Below are 22,789 nucleotides of genomic sequence, written 5' to 3'. Positions count from 1 at the left end.
GCCAAAGAAGCTGGCACTAGGCCTCATGCCATTTTTAACGCGAATTTGAAGAACACCATACGAAATGGATCTAAGCCAAGCGTATCGCGGGCTCTAAGGTGAACATGTACGAAGTTGTCGTCGGGTTTTGCCGAGGCACTCGTCACTACAGGAAGTGCAACGCGCTGCCATCATGGATGCTATGCGGGCAGGCATCAGGAAATAACAAAAAAGGCGGTCAAGCCATGTTCAAACAATCGAAAGTACGTCAAGCCGGGCTCATCCTTTTCGCCACCACGCTGTTGTTGATATTGCCGAACCTGACCAAGGTCATCGGCTAGTCGCGTCTATAAAGCTACGGCGTCACAGTTTTTGAATTGCCACTCTCAAAATGTGACTGGCCCGCTACCCGGGCCAGCGTGGCTGTGCCAATCTTTGCGGCACTTGCACGACATGGACGGCGATCACTTGAAAATGCTCATTCTGCTCGGGGCCACGCTGTTCGGCTCGCCCCTGTATGCCGCACAGCTGAACCTGGAGCTGGGCGCGAACAGTCGCACCTGGCAGACCGAGCAATTGCTCAAGCATCCTCAGGTTCAAACCATCGACATCAGCAACGACGTTTCCTACAAGCGGGACATGAGCTACCGCGCCGTGCCGCTGTCCGCACTGCTGACCGGCATCAAGCCTGAAGACCACCTGCAAGCCGTGGCGCTGGATGGCTTTGCCGCCGAAATGACAGCCGCGCCGTTGCTCAATACCCAGGGTGCACAGGCGTGGCTGGCGATTGAAGACCCGAGCAAACCCTGGCCACCGCTATCCGAAGGCAAGCCGGGCGCCGGGCCGTTCTATCTGGTTTGGAGCAATCCGCAGGCCGGCAACATCAGCCCAGAACAATGGCCGTTCCAGGTGGCGAGCATCAAACGCCTGGCACCCGTGGCCGAGCGCTTTCCCGCACTGCTGCCCGATCCGGCACTGAAGGCGGATGATCCGGTGAACAAGGGATTTGCGTTGTTCCAGAAGAACTGCCTGGCCTGTCATCGACTCAATGGCGCCGGGGACGCGCAATTCGGGCCGGACCTGAATATTCCGTACAACCCGACCGAGTACTTCGGTGCGGACTTCCTCAAACGCTACATCCGCGATCCACAGAGTTTGCGCCAGTGGCCGCAAGCGAAGATGCCCGGGTTCTCGGCCGAGGTGTTGCCGGATGGGGATCTGCAGAGCCTGGTGGGGTATTTGCGGCATATGGTCGGGCGCAAGGTTAAGCCGTAACAACATCGTACCTGTGGGAGCGAGCTTGCTCGCGATAGCGGTGTATCAGTCACAAAAGTATTGACTGAAATGACGCCATCGCGAGCAAGCTCGCTCCCACAAGGTTCCTTGGTATCGCGCCTACTGCTGCTGCACTGAAATCACCGGCGCTGGCGTCGGTGATACCAGCACCTTGGCGTGCATCTGCTCACACCCGCCGCCCCGGCGCATCCCGCGCACCGGGCAGGCATCCAGGTAATCCAGGCCCACCGCCAGTTTCAGATGGCGTTCCGGCCGGGCCAGCTCATTGGTCACGTCGAAGCTGTACCAGGCGTCATCCAGCCAGGCTTCGGCCCAGGCGTGGCTGGCCAGGTGTTCGCTGTTTTCGCTGTACAGATAGCCCGACACATAACGCGCTGGAATGCCCAGGCTGCGGGTGCAGGCGAGAAACGCGTGGGTGTGGTCTTGGCACACGCCGGACCGTCCGGCAAAGGCCTGGGCCGCGCTGGTGTCCACTTCCGTGGAGCCCGGCGTGTAGGTCATATGCTGGTTGAGGCCATGCATCAGATCGATCAGCGCCGTGCGATCGCGGCGTTGCCTGCATTCCTTCTCGGCGAACGCACGCAGGGCGGCGTCGGCTTCGGTCAAACGGGTGAAGCGCAGAAACGGCAGTGCCGACTGGCTCTCGTGTTCGGCCTCACGCATTTCGTCGATATCGACCTGGCCACGGGCACCGATGATGATCGCCTCATGGGGCTCGTCCATGGTCAGCACATGCAGGATGTTGCCGAACGGATCGAGTTGCGCCCGCACCGGACGCGGCAGGTCGAGCTGCCAGCTGAGCACGTGCTGGCGCTCGCTGTCGTGGGGGGTCAGGCGCAGATACTGGATGCTCGCCCGCACCTTGTCTTCGTAGTGATAGGTGGTTTCGTGGCTAATGGAAAGTCTCATGCGGCCTCCAGATAAGAACTGTGAATCGCGTTACCCAACTGGCGCACCAGCGGGATGAACTCGGTCAGCCAGGCGTGCAGGCCTTCTTCGAGAATTTCATGGATGCCGGTGTAGCGCAGGCGTGCGTCCATTTCTGCCGCCAGGCGTTGTGCCGGGCGACCGTTGGCCCCCGGCAATTGCGAGAGAATCTGGTCGATTTCTTCGGTGCAGGCACGCAGGGATCGTGGCACATCGGCCCGCAGCAACAGCAACTCCGCCACATGCCGGGCGCCAGGGGCGTCGCGGTAGATTTCCGTGTAGGCCTCGAATGACGACAATGCCCGCAACAAAGCGCTCCACTGGTAATACGCGTGAGCGGTGCCATCGCTGACCGCTTCGGCCTGATCGCCGGCCATTTCGTAGCGGGCATCGAGCAGGCGCAAGGTGTTGTCCGCCCGTTCAATAAAGGTCCCCAGACGAATGAAGCGAAACGCATCGTTACGCATGATGGTGCCGTAGGACGCGCCCCGGAACAGGTGGGAACGCTCCTTGATCCACTCGCAGAAACGGCTCATTCCGTAGCGACTGAGGCCCTGTTCGGCGATGCCGCGAATTTCCAGCCAGGTGGCGTTGATGTTTTCCCACATGTCGGCGGTGATGCGCCCACGCACCGCATGGGCGCTGGCCCGTGCGGCACCGAGGCAGCTGTAGATGCTCGCCGGGTTGGCCGCATCCAGGGCGAAGAAATGCAGCAGCCGTTCGGCATGCAGTTCGCCATGGCGCTCCAGGTAATCGTCCAGGGTGCCAGTGATCAACAGCGGCATGGCCAGTTCGTGCAAACCGTCGCCACGACCGTCCTGCGGCATCAGCGACAGCGAATAACTGATGTCGAGCATCCGTGCGAGGTTTTCCGCCCGCTCCAGGTAACGCGACATCCAATACAAATCCGAGGCAGTTCTACTTAACATGACAGGCTTCCTTTAATCCTCGACCACCCAGGTGTCCTTGGTTCCACCGCCCTGGGAGGAATTGACCACCAGTGAGCCTTCGCGCAGGGCGACGCGGGTCAAGCCGCCGGGCACGACCCGGGTTTCACGACCCGACAGGACAAACGGCCGCAAGTCGATATGGCGTGGCGCAATGCCGTTTTCGACAAAGGTCGGACAGGTCGACAGTGACAGCGTCGGTTGCGCGATATACGCATGGGGCTTGGCGATGATCCGCGCGCGGAAGGCTTCGATTTCCGCCGCCGTCGCCGCCGGCCCCACCAGCATTCCGTACCCGCCGGAGCCTTGGGTTTCCTTGACCACCAGTTCTGGAAGATTGGCCAGCACGTGGGAAAGCTCAGACGGATTACGGCATTGCCAGGTCGGCACGTTCTTCAGGATCGGTTCTTCATCGAGGTAGAAACGGATCATGTCGGTAACGAACGGATACACCGATTTGTCGTCCGCTACCCCCGTGCCAATGGCATTGGCCAGCACCACGTTGCCGGAACGGTAGGACGACAGCAGCCCCGGCACACCGAGCATCGATTCCGGGTTGAAGGCCAGGGGATCGAGGAAGGCGTCGTCGAGGCGACGATAAATCACGTCGACCGCTTTCGGCCCGTCGGTGGTGCGCATGTAGACCTTGTCGTCACGCACGAACAGGTCCGCGCCCTCCACCAGTTCCACGCCCATTTCCCGCGCCAGGAACGCATGTTCGAAGAACGCACTGTTGAAGCGCCCCGGCGTCAGCACCACCACGCTCGGGTTATCGATGGGGCTTGAACTTTTCAGGGTGTCGAGCAGCAAGTTCGGGTAGTGGTCGATGGGGGCAATGCGTTGCGCCGCGAACAGCTCGGGAAACAGGCGCATCATCATCTTGCGGTCTTCGAGCATGTAGCTGACGCCGCTCGGCGTACGCAGATTGTCTTCGAGCACGTAGTAGGTGCCATCGCCGTCGCGCACCAGGTCGACGCCGGAGATGTGCGAATAGATATCGCGGTGCAGGTCCAGGCCCTGCATCGCCAACTGGTACTGCTCGTTGGCCAGCACCTGCTCGGCCGGAATGATGCCGGCCTTGATGATGCGCTGCTCGTGGTAGAGGTCGGCGAGGAACATGTTCAACGCCTTGACCCGCTGGATGCAGCCGCGTTCGACAATCCGCCATTCGCTGGCGGGGATGCTGCGTGGAATGGTGTCGAAGGGGATCAGGCGCTCTGTGCCCTGCTCGTCCCCGTAGAGCGTGAAGGTAATCCCGGCGCGATGAAACAACAGATCGGCCTCGCGTCGCCGTTGTGCCAGAAGCTCGTCAGGCGTCTCGGCCAGCCAACGGGCAAACTCCCGATAATGCGGGCGGACCAGGCCGCCGGCATCGTACATCTCATCAAAATAGGTGCGGATCATGCCGTACTCCTTGTCACTCGGACGTCCAGACCTTCGCAAGGCCCGTGCCATCGGCATAAACGCTTAAATTTCAATCGGTTGGATAATCAACGCGCACGTACCGCACCAATCCTGTGCGGTAAATGCCCCAACCTGATCGCCCCCGCTTCATTGCAAGGCGTGGTGGTCGCCTATCACCAGCATAGTCAGAGTTGATTTCACTGCCCGGCAATGGGTACGGATAATCCAGGCATTCGCTGAAAAGCTCACCGAACTTCCCTTTTAGCCGCCTGCCCTGGCGGCTTTTTTTTTGCTGTCCAACGCCCACAAATGAAAACGGCCAACCCGAAGGTCAGCCGTGATTGCTGATTGTCACTGTTCATAAGGTTATGCGAGTCGCCCTCGTACCTCCTGTTTCACACCCCAGCCTTCGATGATGCCGCCCAGAGGCTCGACCACTGCTTCGAAACCTTGTTCGAAGTCGCCGATATCGTCGTAGGTGGCATACATGACCTTGCACAGCTCCAGCGCCCAGGCGCCGTCGTCGCGCACACTGACTTGCGCATCCAGGGATTCACCACGGTGGAAATGACCTGCCGCCCTGCGTGCCCGCTCCTCATCCGGGAAAATGGCGTAGAACTCGATGGGATGAAACCGTGAAAAGTCAAAACCGCCTTCTTTCATGCGGCGCAGCACGCTGCTGCTGATGTCTTCTTGATAGGCTGTGCTCATGAAACGTCCTCCTCAAAACGATGGATAGACTTTCCGTACTCCCTCACCCGCAACCGAACAGCGCGAGCGACGGCAACCGATGTGCCGGCGGGAAACAAGCATGGAGCTACAAGACCAGACCTTAGCGATTCATTCGCTGATCTCGCTTGCAGAGTAGCCTCAAGACAGAGCCCGTGCCAAGGCCTGGATGCGAATGCGACAGGTGTCGTTCAGATTGGAGTAATGCCGAGGATTTGAATGCTGTTCTGGAGTTTCAGGCTTTTGACCGTCGGATTGTCGGTGCGCCCCTCCAGATCATTGAGGTCGAGTTCGGCAGCAACTGGCAGGCGACGCGCGCGGATGAGTTTGGCGGCTTGCTCGTTGTTCGGGCATTCCGCGCTTTCGAACACTTCGTCAACTTGTTCGCCGTGATCATCTACGAAGGTGACTTTCCACTTTTGCATTGGTGCCTCCTCGATAAAACCCATGGATGGGCCTACCTCTATCTCGACCTTGTTAGCTGGCTAATTGTTCCGCCGGAGCAAACATATCGACGGATGTGAAAATCTCTCCCGACACCCATGCACAAACCATGTGGGAGCGAGCAGGCTCGCTCCCACAGGTTTTGTGTTTCAGCCAATCAGTCGTTACTTGGCTTGTTCACTGCCTGCAACACGTATTGCGGCAAGGCGAAGGCGCCGATGTGGATTTCAGGATTGTAGTAGCGGGTGATGATGCCGCTGCCCGCGAAGCGCTGTTGCAGGGTTTCGCGGGACAACTTGCGATAAGCGGTATTGGTGGCGCCCCAGGCGAAGGTCATCGAGCCACCGATGTAGGTCGGTACGGCGGCCTGATAGAAGTGCCAGTCCGGGAACAGGCTGCGCAGGCGACCGGCGGTGGTCTTCACTTCTTCGATCTGCATGAACGGCGTGCCGTTCTGGGTCACCAGGATGCCGCCTTCGTTCAGGCAGCGGTGGCAAGCCTGGTAGAAGTTTTCCGAGAACAGCACTTCGCCCGGTCCGATCGGATCGGTGGAGTCAGAAATGATCACGTCGAACTTTTCAGTGGTGGTAGCGACGAAACGCATGCCGTCGTCGATCACCAGGTTCAGGCGTGGATCATCGAATGCACCCTTGGAGTGATTCGGCAGGAATTCCTTGCACATGTCGACCACGGTGCCGTCGATCTCGACCATGGTGATGTGCTCGACGCTGCGGTGCTTGGCCACTTCACGCAACATGCCGCCGTCACCGCCGCCGATGATCAGCACGCGCTTGGCGGCACCGTGCGCCAGGATCGGCACGTGGGTGAGCATTTCGTGGTAGATGAATTCGTCGGCTTCGGTGGTCTGGATCACGCCGTCCAGCGCCATCACCCGGCCCATGCGCGGGTTCTCGAAGATCACCAGGTGCTGGTGCTCGGTGCGCACTTCGTGCAGCAGTTTTTCCATGCGAAAACGCTGGCCGTAGCCTTCGTAGAGGGTTTCCAGGTAGTCGCTGGCAGGGATGTTGCTCATGGGAAGTGCTCCGATGAATGCGGGTGGCAACGGACGGTTACCCGCCCATGATGGCCAATCGAGCGTCTCGATTGGCCGGGAAAGGCGCGCATTCTACGTCGCGGAACATGACAGGTCGAATGTGGGAGCGGGCTTGCTCGCGAAGGCGTAGTGTCAGTCGCTATAAATGTTGACTGATTCACCGCTTTCGCGAGCAAGCCCGCTCCCACAGGTTCAGTGTCGACGCTCAGAGTTTGACGTTGCCCCGCGGCCCGGCAATGGCCCAGATGATCAGTCCCAGCACCGGCAACAGCGCGATCAGCAGTACCCAGAGGATTTTCATCCCGGTCCCGGCACTACTTTTGAAGACGTTGATGATGGCCCAGATGTCCAGGACAAAAATGATCAAGGCAACCAGGCTGTTGAACGTAGAACCCATGGTGACGCTCCCGAAAAGTGATATGCCCCCTCAGGATAGACGGTCGTCGCGAGGATTCCTTTTTATTGACAGTGTCTGGATCAGACGTGGATCGCCACTTTCAGGGCGTCCAGGGATGGCGCGGCTGTAATGCCCACTTCGGTGCACAATTCCAGCACCCGTGGCACGTCGTTGCCGTAGACCAGGACCACCTGCAACTCGTCATCGAGCAACTGGCTGAAGTTCATCAGCGTGTAGCCACCGTTTTCCTTGTTCATGCTGCTCATCTGCACCTGGATGCGGTTGAGCGCGGTCAGAGCTTCGGTCCTGGCCAGTTGCTTGGGCTTGAGATTGAACTCCACACCCGGGCCGAACGAGGCGACGATCTGCGCGAACAGGTCCATGTAAGTGTCAGCCTGGAAAAGCACCGTTTCCGGCAGGCTGCCGACCACCACCCACTCACCCAGCGGGATCGGGAAGGTTTCGTCGTAGTTGATGTCCGGATTGGCCGTCAGAAAAGCCTCGGGATCGGCGTAGGCCTGGGCCGCTTCGTCCGCGACCTTGACGATTTCGTCTTCGCCCATGCACCCGGAGCTGATTTTGCTGATGAGTTCGACGAGTGCGGCTTTCATGGGGAGGGTCCTGTAGCGAGGTGAATTTTGAGGGCGCGAAGGATAGCGCATTAATGAGGGAAATGCGGACCTGTGGCGAGGGGGCTTGCCCCCGTTGGGTCGCGAAGCGGCCCCAAAACATTCAATTGGGGTACATCAGAAAGACCGCATTTGCTGACTTTACGGCTGCTCCGCAGCCGAACGGGACGGTGCGGCGATCCGACAAGCCCCCTCGCCACAAAAGCCCCCTCGCCACAGGGTACGGCGTCAGCTCAAGAGCTTTTGCAGTTGCGCAACGGTATCGGAAGCCCCCATGGTCCTGGCAGCCTCCAGCGCGGTGATGCCATTGGCGTCCTTGGCTTTCGGGTCGGCGCCCTTGCTGATCAGGTAATCGACCACTTCGACGCGGTTGAACATCGCCGCCATCATCAGCGCCGTGCGGCCATCGAAGGACGAGCCTTCAACCTGGGCGCCGCCATCGACCAAGGCCTTGATCACCGCCAGGTCGCCCTTGAAGGCGGCACCGGCAATCGGGCTCTGGCCGTTGTCGTTGCGGATCTCCGGGTCGGCCTTGTGCTCCAGCAGGACTTTTACCGTGTCCACATGCCCGTGATACGCGGCCAGCATCAGCAAGGTATCGCCCTTGTGGTTACGCAGGTTCGGCGGCAACCCCTTGGTCAGCAGCGCGGCCATCATCGCCGCATCGCCCTCCCGTGCCTTGTTGAATACCTGTTCGGTAAATTCGGCGGCTTCTTCGGGGGTCATCTGGCGGCTTTTGTCTGACATTGGGCACTCCCTTTTCTGTCATTCGTAAAAGCCGACAGTTTCCCGAGCGCCCCCGGCACTGTCACTTGTTTTTTCTCATGGGCGGCCATAGCCAGATTCAATAGCGGTACTTGCCGCCGTGAATGTCGGACAACAACTGCTCCGTGACCTGTACATAAGTCTGCGTCCCCGGCAGCCAGGCATAGATCGGGTCATCGCCGGTTTTACCCGGGTCGAAGGCCTCGTCCTTGAGTCGGGTCTTCTGATATTTGAACGTCCCGGTGGTTTCCATTTTCACTTTCACCCGCAGGAACAACGGCACTGCATAGGCCGGCATCTGCTCGCGGGCGAAGGCCAGCAGCTCACTGAAGTCCAGAGTTGCCAAGGATTCGGCGGGAGTGATCGCCGCCATCCCGGCCCGGCCATTGGTGTTGCGGATTTCCACGCCATAGGCCACGGCTTCGGAAATAAGCGGGTGTTGCAGGAGGATGTTTTCGACCTCCGTGGTCGAAACGTTTTCGCCCTTCCAGCGGTAGGTGTCGCCCAGGCGGTCGACAAACTGTGCATGCCCAAAGCCGATGTTGCGCAACAGGTCGCCGGTGTTGAAGTAGCGGTCTCCCTTTTCGAACACATCCTCAAGCACGACCTTGGCGGTTTTCTGCGGATCGGTGTAGCCGTCCAGGGGGGCCTTGTCGTCGATTTTTGCCAGCAACAACCCCTGCTCACCCTTGGCGACCTTGCGCACCAGGCCATTGACCTGTCGAATCGGCGCGCCGCTGTCATGGTCGTACGCGACCAACTCCCAGGACATCAGGGAAAAACCGATGGTGTTGTCGAAATTGAGAATGTTGGTGAAACCGATATTGCCGTCGCTGGCGGCGTACAGCTCACAGATGTGATTCACCGCAAAGCGGGTCTTGAACTCGCTCCAGGCGCCGGGGCGCAAGCCGTTGCCGATCATTTTCTTCACATCGTGCCGGCTGTCCTCGGAGCCGGGCGGTTGATCGACTAGGTAGCGGCACAGTTCGCCGACATAACCGATGGTGGTCGCCCGGTACTTGCGCGCATCGTTCCAGAACTGACTGGCGCTGAATTTGCGGCGGATGGCGAACCCGCTGGCCCCACTGACGGCCGAACCCCAGCACACGCAAAGGCCCGTGGCGTGGTACAGCGGCAAGGTGCAATAGACGACATCCTCGGGGCGCATGTCCAGGGCGATCACGCCGAAGCTCGCAGAGCTGCGCATCCAGCGACCGTGCTTGAACACGCCGGCCTTGGGCAGCCCCGTGGTGCCCGAGGTGTAGATATAAAAGCAGGGATCGTCGAAGAAAATCTGCTGGCTGCTGGCCGGGTTGTCGCTGGCGTCGTCGAGGCTGACGGTCATCAGGTTGATGAAACCTTCAGGTGCGATACCGGGTTGGCGAGAGGTGTCCTGATCGGCAACGAACCAGGTTCGCGCAGCCTTGATCGACACCCGCTCACGCACCGCCAGGTACGCCGGGACCAACTCCTCACCGACAATGATCGCCACCGGCGCCACCAGGTTCACACTGTGTACCAGAGTGTCGCGGGTCTGCGAGGTATTGAGCAGCGCACTGATCGCGCCGACCTTGGCCACCGCCAGAATCGTCACCAGCAATTCCGGGCGGTTCTCGATGAAGACCGCCACCACATCACCCTTGCCGATGCCTTGGCCGATCAGGTGATGGGCGATGCGATTGGCCCATTGGTTGACCTCGGAGTAACTGAGCGTTACGTCACCTTGCAACAGCGCCGGGCCATCCGGGTTGCGCAACGTGGCTTGCTCGAAACTCCAGCCCAAACCACACGCCTGGGTCGGGTCCTTGACGTTGGCGGCCTTCATGCCCCTCACCACCCGGGGGATGGCCTTGGCGATGGAAGGCAGCTTGCGGAGCATCATGCTCCAGGTAATCGTGTCGTTCGACGTGCGACTCATGATGCTCCCGTTCGATCTTTTTATTGTCGGGCTGCGATGACTGAACCCGAAAATACGTCAACGGTTCTTGAGCTGTACACGCGGTTTTTGAAATGTTTTGTATCCGCGATCTTGATCTGCGATTGATACAAGGCCAATCGTGAACCCCCGCACACGCAATGGTTCCATCGAATCGCCGAGCGACCTCGCAAAATGCAGGATGCACGATGGCCGTTCATGCAGAATGCACGAAAGCAAAAATCACCACAGATACTAACTTGTTGTTTTATAAGATATTTTACAAACAACCCAGGCTGGCACAATCACTGCAACCCTCTCCGTATGCTTGCCATTCAAGAGCCAACGGAGCTGAAAGAAATGAACCTGATTCAGGAAAAATTTTCGTCCCTGTTCTCCAACTTCGAAGTCACCACCCATGCCCGGCCTGACGGTGGGATCCTGCTGACCCTGAGCGGCGGCGAAGGCAAGGTGTTCAAGCGCTCGATTTCCTATCAGCAATTGCACAATGGCGACCAACTGACGTGGGTCATCAGTGCGATTCGCCGCGACCTCGCCGAACAAGCCAGTGAACTGCCGCAGATTTCCATGCTGCAGAGCCAGCAACGGTTTGCCCTGCCGACCTATCACTCGCTGTAAACAGTTGTGGGAAAAACACTGTGGGAGCGAGCTTGCTCGCGATAGCGGAGTGTCAGTCAACATCAATGTTGGATGACATATCGCTATCGCGAGCAAGCTCGCTCCCACAGGTTTTGCGGCGTTTAGAAATTGGCGGGATTTATCCGCGCAAAGCTGTCCACAGTGACATGCCCCGCCAGTTCCCCACCCTCGCGGGCCAGCCCGCAAGTGGCCATCCCCGCCGTGCGCGCTGCGTCGAGTTCTTCGACGATGTCCGACAGAAACAGAATCTGCCCCGCCTCAAGGTTGATCGCCTGGGTGATGTTGGCGTAGGACTGCGCCTCGCGCTTGGGGCCCGAAGTGGTATCGAAATAGCCGCTGAACAGTGGCGTCAGATCCCCCGCCTCTGAGCAGCCGAAGATCAACCGCTGGGCCTGGATCGAACCGGACGAATAAACAAACAGTTGAAAGCCGTCCCGATGCCAGCGCTTGAGCGCTTCAACGGCGTCCGGGTACACATGTCCCTTCAACTGCCCGGCCTGATAGCCCTGCTCCCAGACCATGCCCTGCAATGCTTTCAGCGGCGTGGCCTTGCGGTCTTCAGCGATCCAGCCCAACAGGATCTCGACGACCCGCTCGACGTCGGCGTCCGGTTCGTTGCTGTCGCGGCGCACGGCAGCCAGTTGCTCCGCCACATCGGCGCGTTCGGCATGCTGACGGACAAACGCCGGCAAGTGTTTGGCGGCATAGGGGAACAGCACGTCGAACACAAAACTCACCGCGCTGGTGGTGCCTTCGATGTCGGTGAGAATCGCTTTGATCGGCATCGACTCAGTCCTCCAGGCGCGGGAATCGGCTGGCGATGTCTTCGCCGGTGAAATTGGCCACCCAACCTTCCGGGTTGTTGAACAGACGGATCGCGACGAAGTGCGGATGCTCGCCCATGTCGAACCAGTGTTTGGTTCCGGCCGGTACCGAGATCAGGTCGTTTTTCTCGCACAGCACCGCGTAGACGTAATCGTCGATGTGCAGGGTAAACAGGCCACGGCCGGCAACGAAAAATCGTACTTCATCTTCGCCATGGCGATGTTCGTCGAGGAACTTGGCACGCAGTTCGGCTTTTTGCGGGTGATCGCTGTTGAGGCTGATCACGTCGACGGTAACGTAACCGCGCTCGGTCATCAGCTTGTCGATTTGCTCCCGGTAGGCGGCAATCACTTCGTCCTGAGTGGCGCCCGGCTGGATCTTCGCCGCAGCTTGCCAGCGGTCGAAGCGTACGCCCTGCTCGGCCAGGGTCGAGGCGATGTCTTCGAAATGGGTCAGCACCTTGTTGGGAATTTCAGGGCTGGAGACGTGATAGACGGACAGGCTGCTCATCAGGGCAACTCCTTAACGGTTCATGCTTTAAAGAGCGAGCGCATCTTCAACTCGCACTCGAACAAAAATTCAAAGGCCTCGATCTGCCGCAGGGCATCGCTCATGCGCGCGCCCCAGGTGTACAGGCCATGGCCACGGATCAGGTAGCCGACGCAATCGGGATGGGCGTCGAGCCAAGGCTGCACCTTGGCGGCCAGTCGCGCAATGTCCTGGTCGTTGTCGAAAATCGGCACCCGCACCCGGGATTCGTGGGTCGTCACACCGCTGAAGGCCTTTTGCAGTTCGTAGTCTTCGAACTCGATGAAGTCTTGCGGCGTCAGGCGCGACAGCACGGTGGCGTTCACGGAATGGGTGTGCAACACGGCACCGATCTCCGGGCGCCAGCTGTAGAGCTGGGTGTGCAACAGGGTTTCGGCGGACGGTTTCTTGCCCGGTTCCAGGCTGTTGCCGGACAGGTCGGTGGCCAACACGTCGTCCATGCCCAGTTGCCCCTTGTGCTTGCCGGACACGGTCAGCAAGGCTTCGCTCGGCGACAGGCGGGTCGAGTAATTACTGCTGGTGGCCGGCGACCAGCCGCGGCCATACAGAAAACGCCCGGCGTCGATGATTTCCTGGGCGAGTTGTTCACGGGTAAGGCTCATGGCCTGTCCTCTTGCATACGTGTGGCAATGATAACGGCAGCCGCGACGGCTGCGAGACTGGCAATACTAAATGTCCATGCCGCGCCGAGGGCATTCCAGCTGTAGCCGGAATACAACGCGCCCAACGCACCGCCAGTGCCGGCCAATGCGGCGTACAGCGCCTGGCCCTGGCCTTGCTGGCGCGCACCGAAGCTACGTTGCACGAATGAAATGGCAGCGGCGTGAAAGCTGCCGAACGTCGCCGCGTGCAGGATCTGGGCAAACAACAGTACCCAAAGAAACTCTGCCAGCGAACCCAGCAACAGCCAACGCAACGCCGCCAGCAGAAAGCTGGCCATCAGCACCCGGCGCAGTGAAAAGCGCGCGAAGATCCGGCTCATGGCCAAAAACATCAGGACTTCGGCGACCACGCCGACCGCCCAGAGCATGCCGATCACACCCCGGCTGTAACCCAGGCGCTCAAGGTGCAGGGTCAAGAACGTGTAATACGGTCCGTGGCTCATCTGCATCAGCGCCACGCAGCCGTAAAACGCCAAAACACCGGGGTTGCGCAGTTGCTTGAGGAATCCCTCCCCCGCCACCCGGTTGCCCGGGGCCGGTTGGGCATTGGGCACCCACAGACTGCTGAGCACGATGCCCACCATGATCAGCACCAGCGCCGCCGGATAGATGTCCAGACTCAGCCATTCAAACAAACGGCCCAGCGCGACCACGGTGATGATGAAACCGATCGAGCCCCACAGGCGAATCTGGCTGTAGCGCGAGGTCTGGCTCTGCAAATGCGCCAGGGTGATGACTTCGAACTGTGGCAACACCGCGTGCCAGAAGAACGCATGCAAGGCCATGACCATCGCCAGCCAGGCGTAGGTCTTGCTGACGAAAATCAGCGAAAAGGTCAGCAGCGTGCACATCGCGCCGAAGCGCACGATGGCCAGTCGCCGACCGGTGTAGTCGCCCAGCCAGCCCCAGATGTTCGGCGCCACACAGCGCATCAGCATCGGGATCGCCACCAGCTCGCCGATCCGCGCTGCGCTGAACCCCAGGTGATCGAAGTACAGCGCCAGAAACGGCGCTGTCGAACCGAGCAAGGCGAAATAGAACAGATAGAAACTGGAGAGCCGCCAGTACGGGAGCGCCGCAGTCGCCATCAGACGGCTGCGACCATGATGTCAGCCATTTACAGCTGACCCAGCACCGGCGTGCTCACACGCACGTCGGCGTTTTGCCCACGATGGCGCAGCAGGTGATCCATCAGCACGATAGCCATCATCGCCTCGGCAATCGGCGTAGCGCGGATGCCCACGCACGGGTCGTGACGACCCTTGGTGATCACTTCCACCGGGTTGCCATGGATGTCGATGGAACGGCCCGGCGTTGTGATGCTCGATGTCGGCTTCAGCGCCAGGTGCGCAACGATGGGTTGACCGGAGGAAATACCGCCGAGAATGCCGCCCGCGTTGTTGCTGAGGAAACCTTCCGGGGTCATTTCATCGCGATGCTCGGTGCCACGCTGGGCGACGCTGGCAAAACCGGCGCCGATTTCCACGCCCTTGACCGCGTTGATGCTCATCAGCGCATGGGCCAGCTCCGCGTCGAGGCGGTCGAAGATCGGCTCGCCCAGGCCCGGCATCACGCCTTCGGCGACCACGGTGATTTTCGCACCGACCGAATCCTGGTCGCGACGCAACTGGTCCATATAGGCCTCCAGCTCAGGCACTTTGTCCGGGTCCGGGCTGAAGAAGGCGTTCTGCTCGACCGAATCCCAGGTCTTGAACGGGATTTCAATCGGCCCCAACTGGCTCATGTAGCCGCGAATGACGATGCCCTGGCTGGCCAGGTATTTTTTTGCAATCGCACCGGCCGCGACGCGCATCGCGGTTTCACGGGCCGAGCTGCGACCGCCGCCGCGATAATCGCGCTCGCCGTACTTGTGGTGGTAGGTGTAATCGGCGTGGGCCGGGCGGAACAGGTCCTTGATCGCCGAGTAGTCCTTGGACTTCTGGTCGGTGTTGCGGATCAACAGGCCGATGGCGCAACCGGTGGTGCGGCCTTCGAACACGCCAGAGAGGATTTCGACTTCGTCGGCTTCCTGGCGCTGGGTGGTGTGGCGGCTGGTGCCGGGCTTGCGGCGGTCCAGGTCACGCTGCAGATCCTCCAGGGATATCTCCAGCCCCGGCGGGCAGCCATCGACAATGGCGACCAACGCCGGGCCATGGCTTTCGCCCGCGGTGGTGACAGTGAACAGCTTGCCGTAGGTATTGCCGGACATGCAGGACGCTCCGTGAAATGAACCTGAATACGTAATGCGCGCCAGTATACGCAGGCTACCCAAGTAGTTCATCCTCGAACCTTATGGGTGCCCGTGAGTCCAACCGGCATCTTCTTGATAATGGCGCGATGATGCTGCGAGTTCTAGCCTTGAGCCTTACCCTGATTTCCGGCTTCGCCCAGGCGACTGTCCTGCAACGACCGATCACATTGGATACGGGCACCGGCGAGCTTTTCGGCTCGCTGTTGCTGCCAAAATCCGACAATCGAGTGCCGGTTGTCCTGATCATTTCAGGCTCCGGCCCTACGGATCGTGACGGAAACAACGCCGACGGCGGGCGCAATGACAGCCTCAAGCGCCTGGCCTGGGTGCTGGCCAAACACAACATCGCCAGCGTGCGTTACGACAAGCGTGGCGTGGCCGCGAGCCTGGCGGCGACCCCGGATGAACGCAATCTGACGGTGGAAGCTTATGTGGCCGATGCCCAAGCCTGGGGCCGGAAACTCAAGACCGATCCGCGTTTTGGCCAGTTGATCGTGCTGGGTCACAGCGAAGGCGCCCTGATCGCCAGCCTCGCTGCACCGGATATCGATGCCGACGCGGTGATTTCTGTCTCCGGCAGCGCAAGACCGGTGGATCAGGTCATTCGCGAGCAACTGGGCAATCGCCTGCCTCAACCGCTGATGCTGCGCAGCAATCAATTGCTCGACAGCCTCAAGGCCGGAAAAACCGACGACAATGTGCCGCCACCCTTGCAGGTGATTTTCCGTCCGAGCGTGCAGCCTTACCTGATTTCCCTGTTCCGCCAGGACCCGGCCGCGGCATTTGCGAAGTTGAAGATGCCAGCACTGATCATCCAGGGCAGCAACGACATCCAGGTCGGCGTCAATGACGCAAGGCTGCTCAAGGCTGCCAAACCGGACGCCGAACTGGCGCTGATCGAGGGCATGAACCACGTCATGCGCATCGTGCCCAACGACGTCAAACGCCAACTGGCCTCCTATAAGGACCCGCAGCTGCCCCTGGCGGCGGAACTGGGTACGCGAATCCTCGGTTTTATTGACGGACTTCGCGCCAGTTAACCTCCAGTCTTGAAAAAAACGGCCGATAAGCCTTTGTCGCCAACACATTGGTTGGCGACAAGCTGAGCTTGGACAGGATCTCGCCGTTATGACTGACACCCAGACTTCACCCGACACCAGCGCTGAAAAAGACGCACCGCCAGCGGTCGAGCTGCCCTGGGCGGACGTCCACGTCGAGCACCACAAGATGCTCCGTCTGGCGCCGCTGCAGACTGACCGCAACACAGGAGGACGCCCATTGCGCTTTGTCGAGTTCGGCTATGCCGAACGCAATGACAAGACGCACAGCCTGATGCGCATGAGCATCACCCTGCCCGGCCAGCGCGTACGCAAGGAACAGAATCATCTGGACGTGTGGGTCGATCACGCCGAAAAACGCGTGCATTTCGGACCGGAAAGCGGACTGCAGATTGAACCGCTGAACCGTGGCATTGGTCGCTACATGGCGGCCCAGGGCATCAATTGGGCGAAAAAGCGCTGGCCGACCTACACCGTCGACGGCTTTGACCTGAACAACAAGGATGCACTGAACGAAGACACCCGCCTGCGCCGCGATCATTTTTTGCGCGTGCACGGTTTCGACGTGGTGTATGCCGATGCCCAGCATTTGAAAGGCAGCGTCAAGCCGGTCAAGGTCGGCGACCTCTCTGGCGACTGGAACAACGAAAAACTGCAGGTCGTGGAAATCCTCGAGGCGGCGCAGATGCTCCAGCAAGCCGAACAGAACCTGGCCGAGCAGGAAGTCAAACTCAAGAAACACGAAGAAAAAGTCAGCAAGTACAAACGCGAAGACGCCGGGCTGCGATTCACCATCACCTGCCTGGTGGCGTTTGCGGTGTTTCAGGCGGGGTTGTTGATCTGGATTGCCACGCATCGTTGAAGGCTTGAGACCGCGGCGCATTCATTGTAGGGGCGAGCTTGCTCGCGATGGACGTTAACGATGACGCGTGTATTCCGAATAAACACGTCGCCCTTACGTCCATCGCGAGCGAGCTCGCTCCTACAAGGTCAGACGCGAGAAGCGAACAACGCCTGATGCTCACGACACTGCTGCGCGCTGAGCATGAACACACCATGGCCGCCACGCTCGAACTCCAGCCAGGCGAAGTCGACTTCCGGGTACAACGCCTCGACGTGCACCTGGCTGTTGCCCACTTCGACAATCAGCAAGCCCTTCTCGGTCAGGTGATCCGCCGCCTCGGCAAGCATGCGCCGCACCAGATTCAAACCATCATCACCGCAGGCCAGGCCCAGTTCCGGTTCGTGCTGGTACTCGTCCGGCATGTCGGCGAAATCTTCCGCATCGACGTAGGGCGGGTTCGACACGATCAGGTCGAAACGTTGACCCGGCAAGCCCTCGAAACCGTCGCCCTGCACCGTGTACACACGCTCATCGACACCATGGCGCTCGATGTTCTGATTGGCCACTTCCAGCGCTTCGAACGACAGGTCCCCCAACACCACCTCGGCATGCTGGAACTCGTAGGCGCAGGCGATGCCGATGCAACCGGAACCGGTGCACAGGTCGAGAATCCGCGCCGGCTCGGTAGCCAGCCACGGGGTAAAACGGTTTTCGATCAACTCGCCGATGGGGGAGCGCGGGATCAGCACACGCTCATCGACGATGAACGACATGCCACAGAACCAGGCCTCGCCCAGCAGATACGCGGTAGGCACCCGATCTTCGATGCGGCGCTTGAGCAAAAGCTGCAGGTGAACCACTTCGTCTTCTTCCAGATTGCAGTCGAGGTAGCTGTCGGATATTTCCCATGGCAGGTGCAACGCGCCCAACACCAATTGCCGGGCTTCGTCCCAGGCGTTGTCAGTGCCATGGCCGAAAAAAAGATCCTCCCCATGGAAGCGGCTGACGGCCCAACGGATATGGTCACGCAGGGTACGAAGGCGGGAAGTGATCACGACGGCAAACTCCAGAAAAATCGACGGGGGATTCTACCAGTCAAACGACTTCACGACGACGCGGGAAAGTACCGATTCAAATGTAGGAGTTATCCATTTTTTCGCTAGGCTATTGAACAAAACGTGACTATTGACAAGGCTACAGGCCAGCAACGACGGCACCTACGATCGTAGCGATTCACAGAACCGCTCAGCCAGAGGACAATGGCGCAAAAGCCCCACTCCAAGGAGCCCCAGAATGTCTGTTCCAAAAACGATGTTTCAACTCAGCGGCCGCGGTTATGCAGCGGCCAATCTGAGCCATGCCACCCTGGTCATCATCGATGCCCAGAAAGAATACCTCAGCGGTCCCCTGGCCCTGAGCGGCATGGATGAAGCTGTCGCGAACATCAAGCAATTGCTCGCCGCTGCCCGCGCCGCCGGCCGGCCGATCGTGCATGTCCGCCACCTCGGCACCCTCGGCGGGCTGTTCAACCCACAGGGCGTAGGTGGTGAGTTCATTCCGGGCCTGGAGCCACAGAGCGATGAAACCGTCATCGGCAAATTGTTGCCAAGCGCTTTTCACGGCACCGAACTGGCACAACGCCTGGAAGACCTCGGCGCCCTTGACCTGATCGTCTGCGGCTTCATGAGCCACTCTAGCGTCAGCACCACGGTGCGTGCCGCCAAGAACCTGGGCTTCCGCTGCACCCTGGTGGAAGACGCCTGCGCCACCCGCGACCTGCCTTACAAGGGCGGCGTACTCAGTGCCGCACACGTCCATCAGACGGAAATGGCGATCATGGGCGACAACTTCGCCACCCTCGCGCTGACCCGTGAACTGATCTGATCGACGCTCAATGAGCGGCCTGGAACGCCGCTCATCCGCAAAAGCCTCCCATTTGCCGTAATTGTCTTAGCCTCAGGAACATCCCGGTCAACTCCCGGTCGAAGGGCCGATACCCATTGAGGAAGGTCGGAATGAAGTTATCCGATGGTTTTGACGCTCGCCGCTTGCGGCCCAAAGGCCAAAGCAACTGGCGTTTTCGAATCGGCGCGACGTTCGCGGCGTTGCTGGCGATGTGCGGCGTGTTGCTCGCCATGGCCGGTGCCGCCAGCCTGCTCGGCCACGCACCCGCCCTGGGTGAATTGAACACAAGCCGCACCGGTGCTGCCGTGATCCTGGCCATCGGCCTGTTCGTGCTGTACCTCGGTGTTTGGCTATGGCGCCGTTGCCGTCGTCGCTCGCGGCAGTCGCGGGAGCTGGCCATGTCCCCGCACCTGATGAAAAAACACGACTGAGCCTGGCATCGCGCGCGTTTTTGTCGCGCCCGATTCGCTTCGAGTTGGGTAAACTGGCCGCCCTTCGCGGAGGCTGACATGCAAGACGACGATTTTTCCCTGTTCAAAAGCGCGATCCAAGGCGTCAAGCCGATCAAGCACGATCGCGCCGAAACCGGCAAACCCAAGGCTGACCGCGCGCAGATTGCCAAACTGCGTCAAGCGGCCACCGTGCGCACCGAATCCACCACCGTCGACGGGCTGTCCGATCAGTTCGTCATCGACGTCGGCCCAGAGGACGAGCTGATGTGGGCCCGCGATGGCGTGCAGGAAAGCCAGATGCGCAAGCTCAAGGTCGGGCAGATTCCTTTCGAAGGCAGCCTCGACCTGCACGGCATGAGCGTGGAAAAGGCCAGGGAAACCCTCTGGGCATTTTTGGCTGAAGCCACCAAATTCGAAATCCGCTGCGTGCGCGTCACCCATGGCAAGGCTGTTCGCCTGGACGGCAAGCGGCCGATGATCAAAAGCCACGTCAACACCTGGCTGCGCCAGCATCCACAGGTACTCGGCTTCACCTCGTGCCAGGCGAAACATGGTGGTGCCGGCGCGGTTTATGTGATGCTCAAACGCACCATGATGGAAGGTCGTGACGAGTAAAGCTGACGCGTCACGCTTGCAGCGTCGTGTCCGTCACCGTACCCTTGCCCTTTGCGTAAAATCCCACAGGTAGTTTCATGTCCCTGGAACAGAATTACACGGCGATCCTCGGCCAGCTCGGCGAGGACGTTTCCCGCGAAGGCCTGCTCGACACGCCAAAACGTGCCGCCAAAGCCATGCAGTACCTCTGCCGCGGCTATGAACAGACACTGGAAGAGGTCACCAACGGTGCCCTGTTCAGCTCCGACAACAGCGAAATGGTGCTGGTCAAGGACATCGAGTTGTACTCGTTGTGCGAACACCACTTGCTGCCGTTCATCGGCAAGGCTCACGTCGCCTACATCCCGAGCGGCAAGGTCCTGGGCCTGTCGAAAGTCGCGCGGATCGTCGACATGTACGCCCGCCGCCTGCAGATCCAGGAAAACCTCAGCCGCCAGATCGCCGATGCGGTCCAGCAGGTCACCGGCGCCCTGGGCGTTGCGGTGGTGATCGAGGCCAAGCACATGTGCATGATGATGCGCGGCGTGGAAAAGCAGAATTCGACGATGATCACCTCGGTGATGCTCGGTGAGTTCCGCGAGAACGCCGCCACCCGCAGCGAATTCCTCAGCCTCATCAAGTAATTTGCGGCACGAAGAAAACCGGCGTTCATCGCCGGTTTTTTTTCGCCCGCAAAAAATCAGGTAAGCTGCGCGCCCTTATTCGTTTGCACCGTGAGGCTTTCAACGTGTTCGTAAAAGCGCTTCGTGTCGGCCTTGGCCAACTGATCATCTTCATCGACTTCATCACCCGCCCAGGCAAGAAGCAGCGCCCGGCGGAAGTTCAGGCACAGGTCAATTCGGCTGCCAAGGGCCTGACGCTGTATCAATTCCACGCCTGCCCGTTCTGCGTGAAGACTCGCCGTACCCTGCGCCGCCTGAATGTGCCGGTGGCCCTTCGCGACGCGAAGAACAACGAACAGGATCGCCAGACCTTGCTGGAGCAAGGCGGCAAGATCAAGGTGCCGTGCCTGCGCATTGAAGAGAATGGCCAGACCACCTGGATGTACGAGTCCAAGGTGATCATTGATTATCTGGACAAGCGTTTTGCGGCAGCCTGAAAAATTTGGGCGGGGCTGATGCCCCATCGCGAGCAAGCTCGCTCCCACAGTGGACTTGTGGTGTACACAAAACCTGTGGGAGCGAGCTTGCTCGCGATGAGGCCGGCACAGGCACCATAAATTTCAGACAAAAATAAACCGGCCCATTGGCCGGTTTATTTGTTTCTAGGCTGCTTTTGCGGCCTGGGCAGCACGCACCACCGCCGCCAACCGCTTGAGCCCCTCATCCAGCCGCGCCGGATCAATGTGGCTGAAGTTCAATCGCAGATACCCCGGATGGTTGTCCGGCTCGGGGAAGAACGGCTCCCCCGGCATGAACGCCACGTCGTTGGCCAGCGCGGCATTCAGCAAGGTGCGGGTGTCGTGCGGTTGCTTGAGTTTCAACCAGAAGAACAGCCCGCCCTGCGGCACGTTCCAGTCCGCCAGATCGGAGAAGTGCGTTTCCAGCGCAGCCTGAAACGCATCCCGACGCCCCCGATAAAAATCGCGCAACTCACTACGGTGTTGCTGATATTTCTCGGTGCCGATCCATTGCAGCGCCTGCCACTGGCCGACCCGATTGGTGTGCAAATCCGCCGACTGCTTGAGTTTCAACAGATGTGGAAACAGGTCCGGGCTGGCGATCAAGTAGCCGACACGCAAACCCGGCAACAGGGTTTTCGACACGGTCCCGGTATAGATCCAGCTGGCCTTCTTCAAGCGACTGACAATCGGCGTGGCGCTGCCACCGTCGAAGGTCAGCTCGCGATAAGGCTCGTCCTCAATCAGCGTCACGCCAAACTCATCGAGCAATGCCGCCACCGCGTTGCGTTTGGCTTCGCTGTAACGCACCGCCGATGGATTCTGGAAGGTCGGGATCAGGTAGATGAAAGCCGGGCGGTGTTGTTCCAGGCGAGCGCGTAGCGCCGTCAAGTTCGGTCCGTCAGCCTCCAGCGGCACGGTCAGGCAGTCGGCGCCGAACAGCTGGAAAATCTGCAATGCCGCCAGATAAGTCGGCGCTTCGAGCAGGATTTCGGTGCCCTTGTCGATATACAGCTTGGCGGCCAGGTCGAGGGTCTGCTGTGAGCCGCTGACCACCAGTACCTGACTTGCCTCACATGGCACTCCCAGCGCTCGCGCCTCGGCGGCCAGCGCTTCGCGCAGCGCCGGTTCGCCCTCGCTCATGCCGTATTGGCCCATGGAAACCGGCATCTCGGCCCACTCGACCTTCGGCAACATGGTTTCGGCCGGCAAGCCGCCGGCAAACGACATCACCTGCGGACGTTGGGCCGCAGCGAGGATTTCACGGATCAAAGAACTTTTAAGGCGTGAGACACGTTCGGAAAAAGCCATGGGGATCACCGGTAGCGAGGCATGTGAAAAATGAGTCAAACTTATTGACCG

Annotated in this window: 26 protein-coding genes; 9 read left to right on the top strand and 17 right to left on the bottom strand. The window is 59.9% G+C overall.

Annotated features, from left to right (window positions below; translation table 11 throughout):
• The first annotated feature begins 432 nt into the window (after positions 1-432).
• On the top strand, positions 433-1,254 hold the full coding sequence (locus tag AC1RS8_RS11305) for a c-type cytochrome (protein WP_489340065.1): 822 nt from the start codon (positions 433-435) through the stop codon (positions 1,252-1,254).
• Between the two features lie 120 nt (positions 1,255-1,374).
• Here AC1RS8_RS11305 and AC1RS8_RS11300 read toward each other — a convergent pair whose 3' ends face one another.
• The 10 genes from AC1RS8_RS11300 to AC1RS8_RS11255 form a co-directional block, all read right to left on the bottom strand.
• A complete protein-coding gene (locus AC1RS8_RS11300) occupies positions 1,375-2,184 on the bottom strand; it encodes a transglutaminase family protein (protein ID WP_154946569.1) in 810 nt (269 codons plus the stop codon).
• Positions 2,181-3,131: an alpha-E domain-containing protein gene (locus AC1RS8_RS11295; protein WP_057715736.1), complete on the bottom strand. Its 951-nt coding sequence runs from the start codon at positions 3,129-3,131 to the stop codon at positions 2,181-2,183. Before AC1RS8_RS11295 ends, AC1RS8_RS11300 begins: the two co-directional genes overlap by 4 nt.
• 12 nt (positions 3,132-3,143) lie before the next feature.
• Positions 3,144-4,553, bottom strand: a complete 1,410-nt coding sequence (locus tag AC1RS8_RS11290; RefSeq protein WP_046042936.1) for a circularly permuted type 2 ATP-grasp protein — start codon at positions 4,551-4,553, stop codon at positions 3,144-3,146.
• Positions 4,554-4,919: 366 nt separating this feature from the next.
• Complete coding sequence (locus AC1RS8_RS11285) at positions 4,920-5,264, bottom strand: ribonuclease E inhibitor RraB (RefSeq protein ID WP_007971898.1); 345 nt, start codon at positions 5,262-5,264, stop codon at positions 4,920-4,922.
• Positions 5,265-5,473: 209 nt separating this feature from the next.
• Positions 5,474-5,707 carry a hypothetical protein gene (locus AC1RS8_RS11280; protein ID WP_057715738.1) on the bottom strand — a complete coding sequence of 78 codons (234 nt, stop codon included), beginning with the start codon at positions 5,705-5,707 and terminating at the stop codon, positions 5,474-5,476.
• A gap of 176 nt (positions 5,708-5,883) precedes the next feature.
• Positions 5,884-6,759 carry a polyamine aminopropyltransferase gene (gene speE, locus AC1RS8_RS11275; protein WP_057715739.1) on the bottom strand — a complete coding sequence of 292 codons (876 nt, stop codon included), beginning with the start codon at positions 6,757-6,759 and terminating at the stop codon, positions 5,884-5,886.
• Positions 6,760-6,985: 226 nt separating this feature from the next.
• Positions 6,986-7,177, bottom strand: a complete 192-nt coding sequence (locus tag AC1RS8_RS11270; protein WP_057715740.1) for a PLD nuclease N-terminal domain-containing protein — start codon at positions 7,175-7,177, stop codon at positions 6,986-6,988.
• An 80-nt stretch (positions 7,178-7,257) separates the two neighbouring features.
• Positions 7,258-7,788 (bottom strand): hypothetical protein, encoded by a 531-nt coding sequence (locus AC1RS8_RS11265; protein WP_489340064.1) that lies wholly within the window; start codon positions 7,786-7,788, stop codon positions 7,258-7,260.
• A gap of 246 nt (positions 7,789-8,034) precedes the next feature.
• Positions 8,035-8,553 carry an ankyrin repeat domain-containing protein gene (locus AC1RS8_RS11260; RefSeq protein WP_218496822.1) on the bottom strand — a complete coding sequence of 173 codons (519 nt, stop codon included), beginning with the start codon at positions 8,551-8,553 and terminating at the stop codon, positions 8,035-8,037.
• A gap of 97 nt (positions 8,554-8,650) precedes the next feature.
• A complete protein-coding gene (locus AC1RS8_RS11255; protein ID WP_489340063.1) occupies positions 8,651-10,489 on the bottom strand; it encodes a long-chain-acyl-CoA synthetase in 1,839 nt (612 codons plus the stop codon).
• 357 nt (positions 10,490-10,846) lie between these two features.
• Here AC1RS8_RS11255 and AC1RS8_RS11250 point away from each other — a divergent pair, with 357 nt between their 5' ends.
• A complete protein-coding gene (locus tag AC1RS8_RS11250; RefSeq protein WP_057715744.1) occupies positions 10,847-11,125 on the top strand; it encodes a DUF3509 domain-containing protein in 279 nt (92 codons plus the stop codon).
• A gap of 122 nt (positions 11,126-11,247) precedes the next feature.
• Here the strand turns inward: AC1RS8_RS11250 and mtnC are convergent, their stop codons facing one another.
• The 5 genes from mtnC to aroC are packed head-to-tail and all read right to left on the bottom strand — an operon-like array spanning position 11,248 to position 15,391.
• Positions 11,248-11,931: an acireductone synthase gene (gene mtnC, locus AC1RS8_RS11245; protein ID WP_489340062.1), complete on the bottom strand. Its 684-nt coding sequence runs from the start codon at positions 11,929-11,931 to the stop codon at positions 11,248-11,250.
• 4 nt (positions 11,932-11,935) lie between these two features.
• Positions 11,936-12,481 carry a 1,2-dihydroxy-3-keto-5-methylthiopentene dioxygenase gene (locus tag AC1RS8_RS11240; RefSeq protein WP_159389551.1) on the bottom strand — a complete coding sequence of 182 codons (546 nt, stop codon included), beginning with the start codon at positions 12,479-12,481 and terminating at the stop codon, positions 11,936-11,938.
• Positions 12,482-12,501: 20 nt separating this feature from the next.
• Positions 12,502-13,122 carry a methylthioribulose 1-phosphate dehydratase gene (locus AC1RS8_RS11235; protein WP_057715747.1) on the bottom strand — a complete coding sequence of 207 codons (621 nt, stop codon included), beginning with the start codon at positions 13,120-13,122 and terminating at the stop codon, positions 12,502-12,504.
• Positions 13,119-14,270 (bottom strand): MFS transporter, encoded by a 1,152-nt coding sequence (locus AC1RS8_RS11230; RefSeq protein ID WP_489340061.1) that lies wholly within the window; start codon positions 14,268-14,270, stop codon positions 13,119-13,121. Before AC1RS8_RS11230 ends, AC1RS8_RS11235 begins: the two co-directional genes overlap by 4 nt.
• Before the next feature lie 29 nt (positions 14,271-14,299).
• Positions 14,300-15,391 (bottom strand): chorismate synthase, encoded by a 1,092-nt coding sequence (gene aroC / locus AC1RS8_RS11225; RefSeq protein ID WP_057715749.1) that lies wholly within the window; start codon positions 15,389-15,391, stop codon positions 14,300-14,302.
• A gap of 83 nt (positions 15,392-15,474) precedes the next feature.
• Between aroC and AC1RS8_RS11220 the strand changes: the two genes are divergently transcribed.
• The gene (locus AC1RS8_RS11220; RefSeq protein ID WP_057715750.1) at positions 15,475-16,473 is read left to right on the top strand and encodes an alpha/beta hydrolase; all 999 of its coding nucleotides are present in this window, start codon (positions 15,475-15,477) and stop codon (positions 16,471-16,473) included.
• Between the two features lie 88 nt (positions 16,474-16,561).
• Positions 16,562-17,353 carry a hypothetical protein gene (locus AC1RS8_RS11215; RefSeq protein ID WP_489340060.1) on the top strand — a complete coding sequence of 264 codons (792 nt, stop codon included), beginning with the start codon at positions 16,562-16,564 and terminating at the stop codon, positions 17,351-17,353.
• Between the two features lie 128 nt (positions 17,354-17,481).
• On the opposite strand, the gene prmB is transcribed toward AC1RS8_RS11215, so the two are convergent.
• Positions 17,482-18,390 carry a 50S ribosomal protein L3 N(5)-glutamine methyltransferase gene (prmB, locus tag AC1RS8_RS11210; protein ID WP_218496843.1) on the bottom strand — a complete coding sequence of 303 codons (909 nt, stop codon included), beginning with the start codon at positions 18,388-18,390 and terminating at the stop codon, positions 17,482-17,484.
• A 238-nt stretch (positions 18,391-18,628) separates the two neighbouring features.
• Here prmB and AC1RS8_RS11205 point away from each other — a divergent pair, with 238 nt between their 5' ends.
• The 5 genes from AC1RS8_RS11205 to AC1RS8_RS11185 all read left to right on the top strand — a co-directional run bounded on the left by AC1RS8_RS11205 (position 18,629) and on the right by AC1RS8_RS11185 (position 21,406).
• Positions 18,629-19,219 carry a cysteine hydrolase family protein gene (locus AC1RS8_RS11205; RefSeq protein WP_056721821.1) on the top strand — a complete coding sequence of 197 codons (591 nt, stop codon included), beginning with the start codon at positions 18,629-18,631 and terminating at the stop codon, positions 19,217-19,219.
• Between the two features lie 131 nt (positions 19,220-19,350).
• Entirely contained in the window at positions 19,351-19,671 is a 321-nt protein-coding gene (locus AC1RS8_RS11200; RefSeq protein WP_008048404.1) for a hypothetical protein, read from the top strand.
• Positions 19,672-19,749: 78 nt separating this feature from the next.
• Positions 19,750-20,307: a Smr/MutS family protein gene (locus AC1RS8_RS11195; protein ID WP_057715753.1), complete on the top strand. Its 558-nt coding sequence runs from the start codon at positions 19,750-19,752 to the stop codon at positions 20,305-20,307.
• 77 nt (positions 20,308-20,384) lie between these two features.
• Positions 20,385-20,930: a GTP cyclohydrolase I FolE gene (gene folE, locus AC1RS8_RS11190; protein ID WP_007988130.1), complete on the top strand. Its 546-nt coding sequence runs from the start codon at positions 20,385-20,387 to the stop codon at positions 20,928-20,930.
• Positions 20,931-21,034: 104 nt separating this feature from the next.
• Positions 21,035-21,406, top strand: coding sequence for a glutathione S-transferase N-terminal domain-containing protein (locus AC1RS8_RS11185; RefSeq protein WP_046042961.1), 372 nt, complete (start codon positions 21,035-21,037; stop codon positions 21,404-21,406).
• Positions 21,407-21,571: 165 nt separating this feature from the next.
• On the opposite strand, the gene AC1RS8_RS11180 is transcribed toward AC1RS8_RS11185, so the two are convergent.
• Positions 21,572-22,738 (bottom strand): aminotransferase-like domain-containing protein, encoded by a 1,167-nt coding sequence (locus AC1RS8_RS11180; protein WP_489340059.1) that lies wholly within the window; start codon positions 22,736-22,738, stop codon positions 21,572-21,574.
• Positions 22,739-22,789 lie beyond the last annotated feature (51 nt).

It is taken from the genome of Pseudomonas sp. GW821-FHT12A04 (assembly GCF_058807755.1).
Note: the sequence above shows the minus strand (reverse complement) of the source record. Positions and strands in the feature narration are given on the sequence as shown.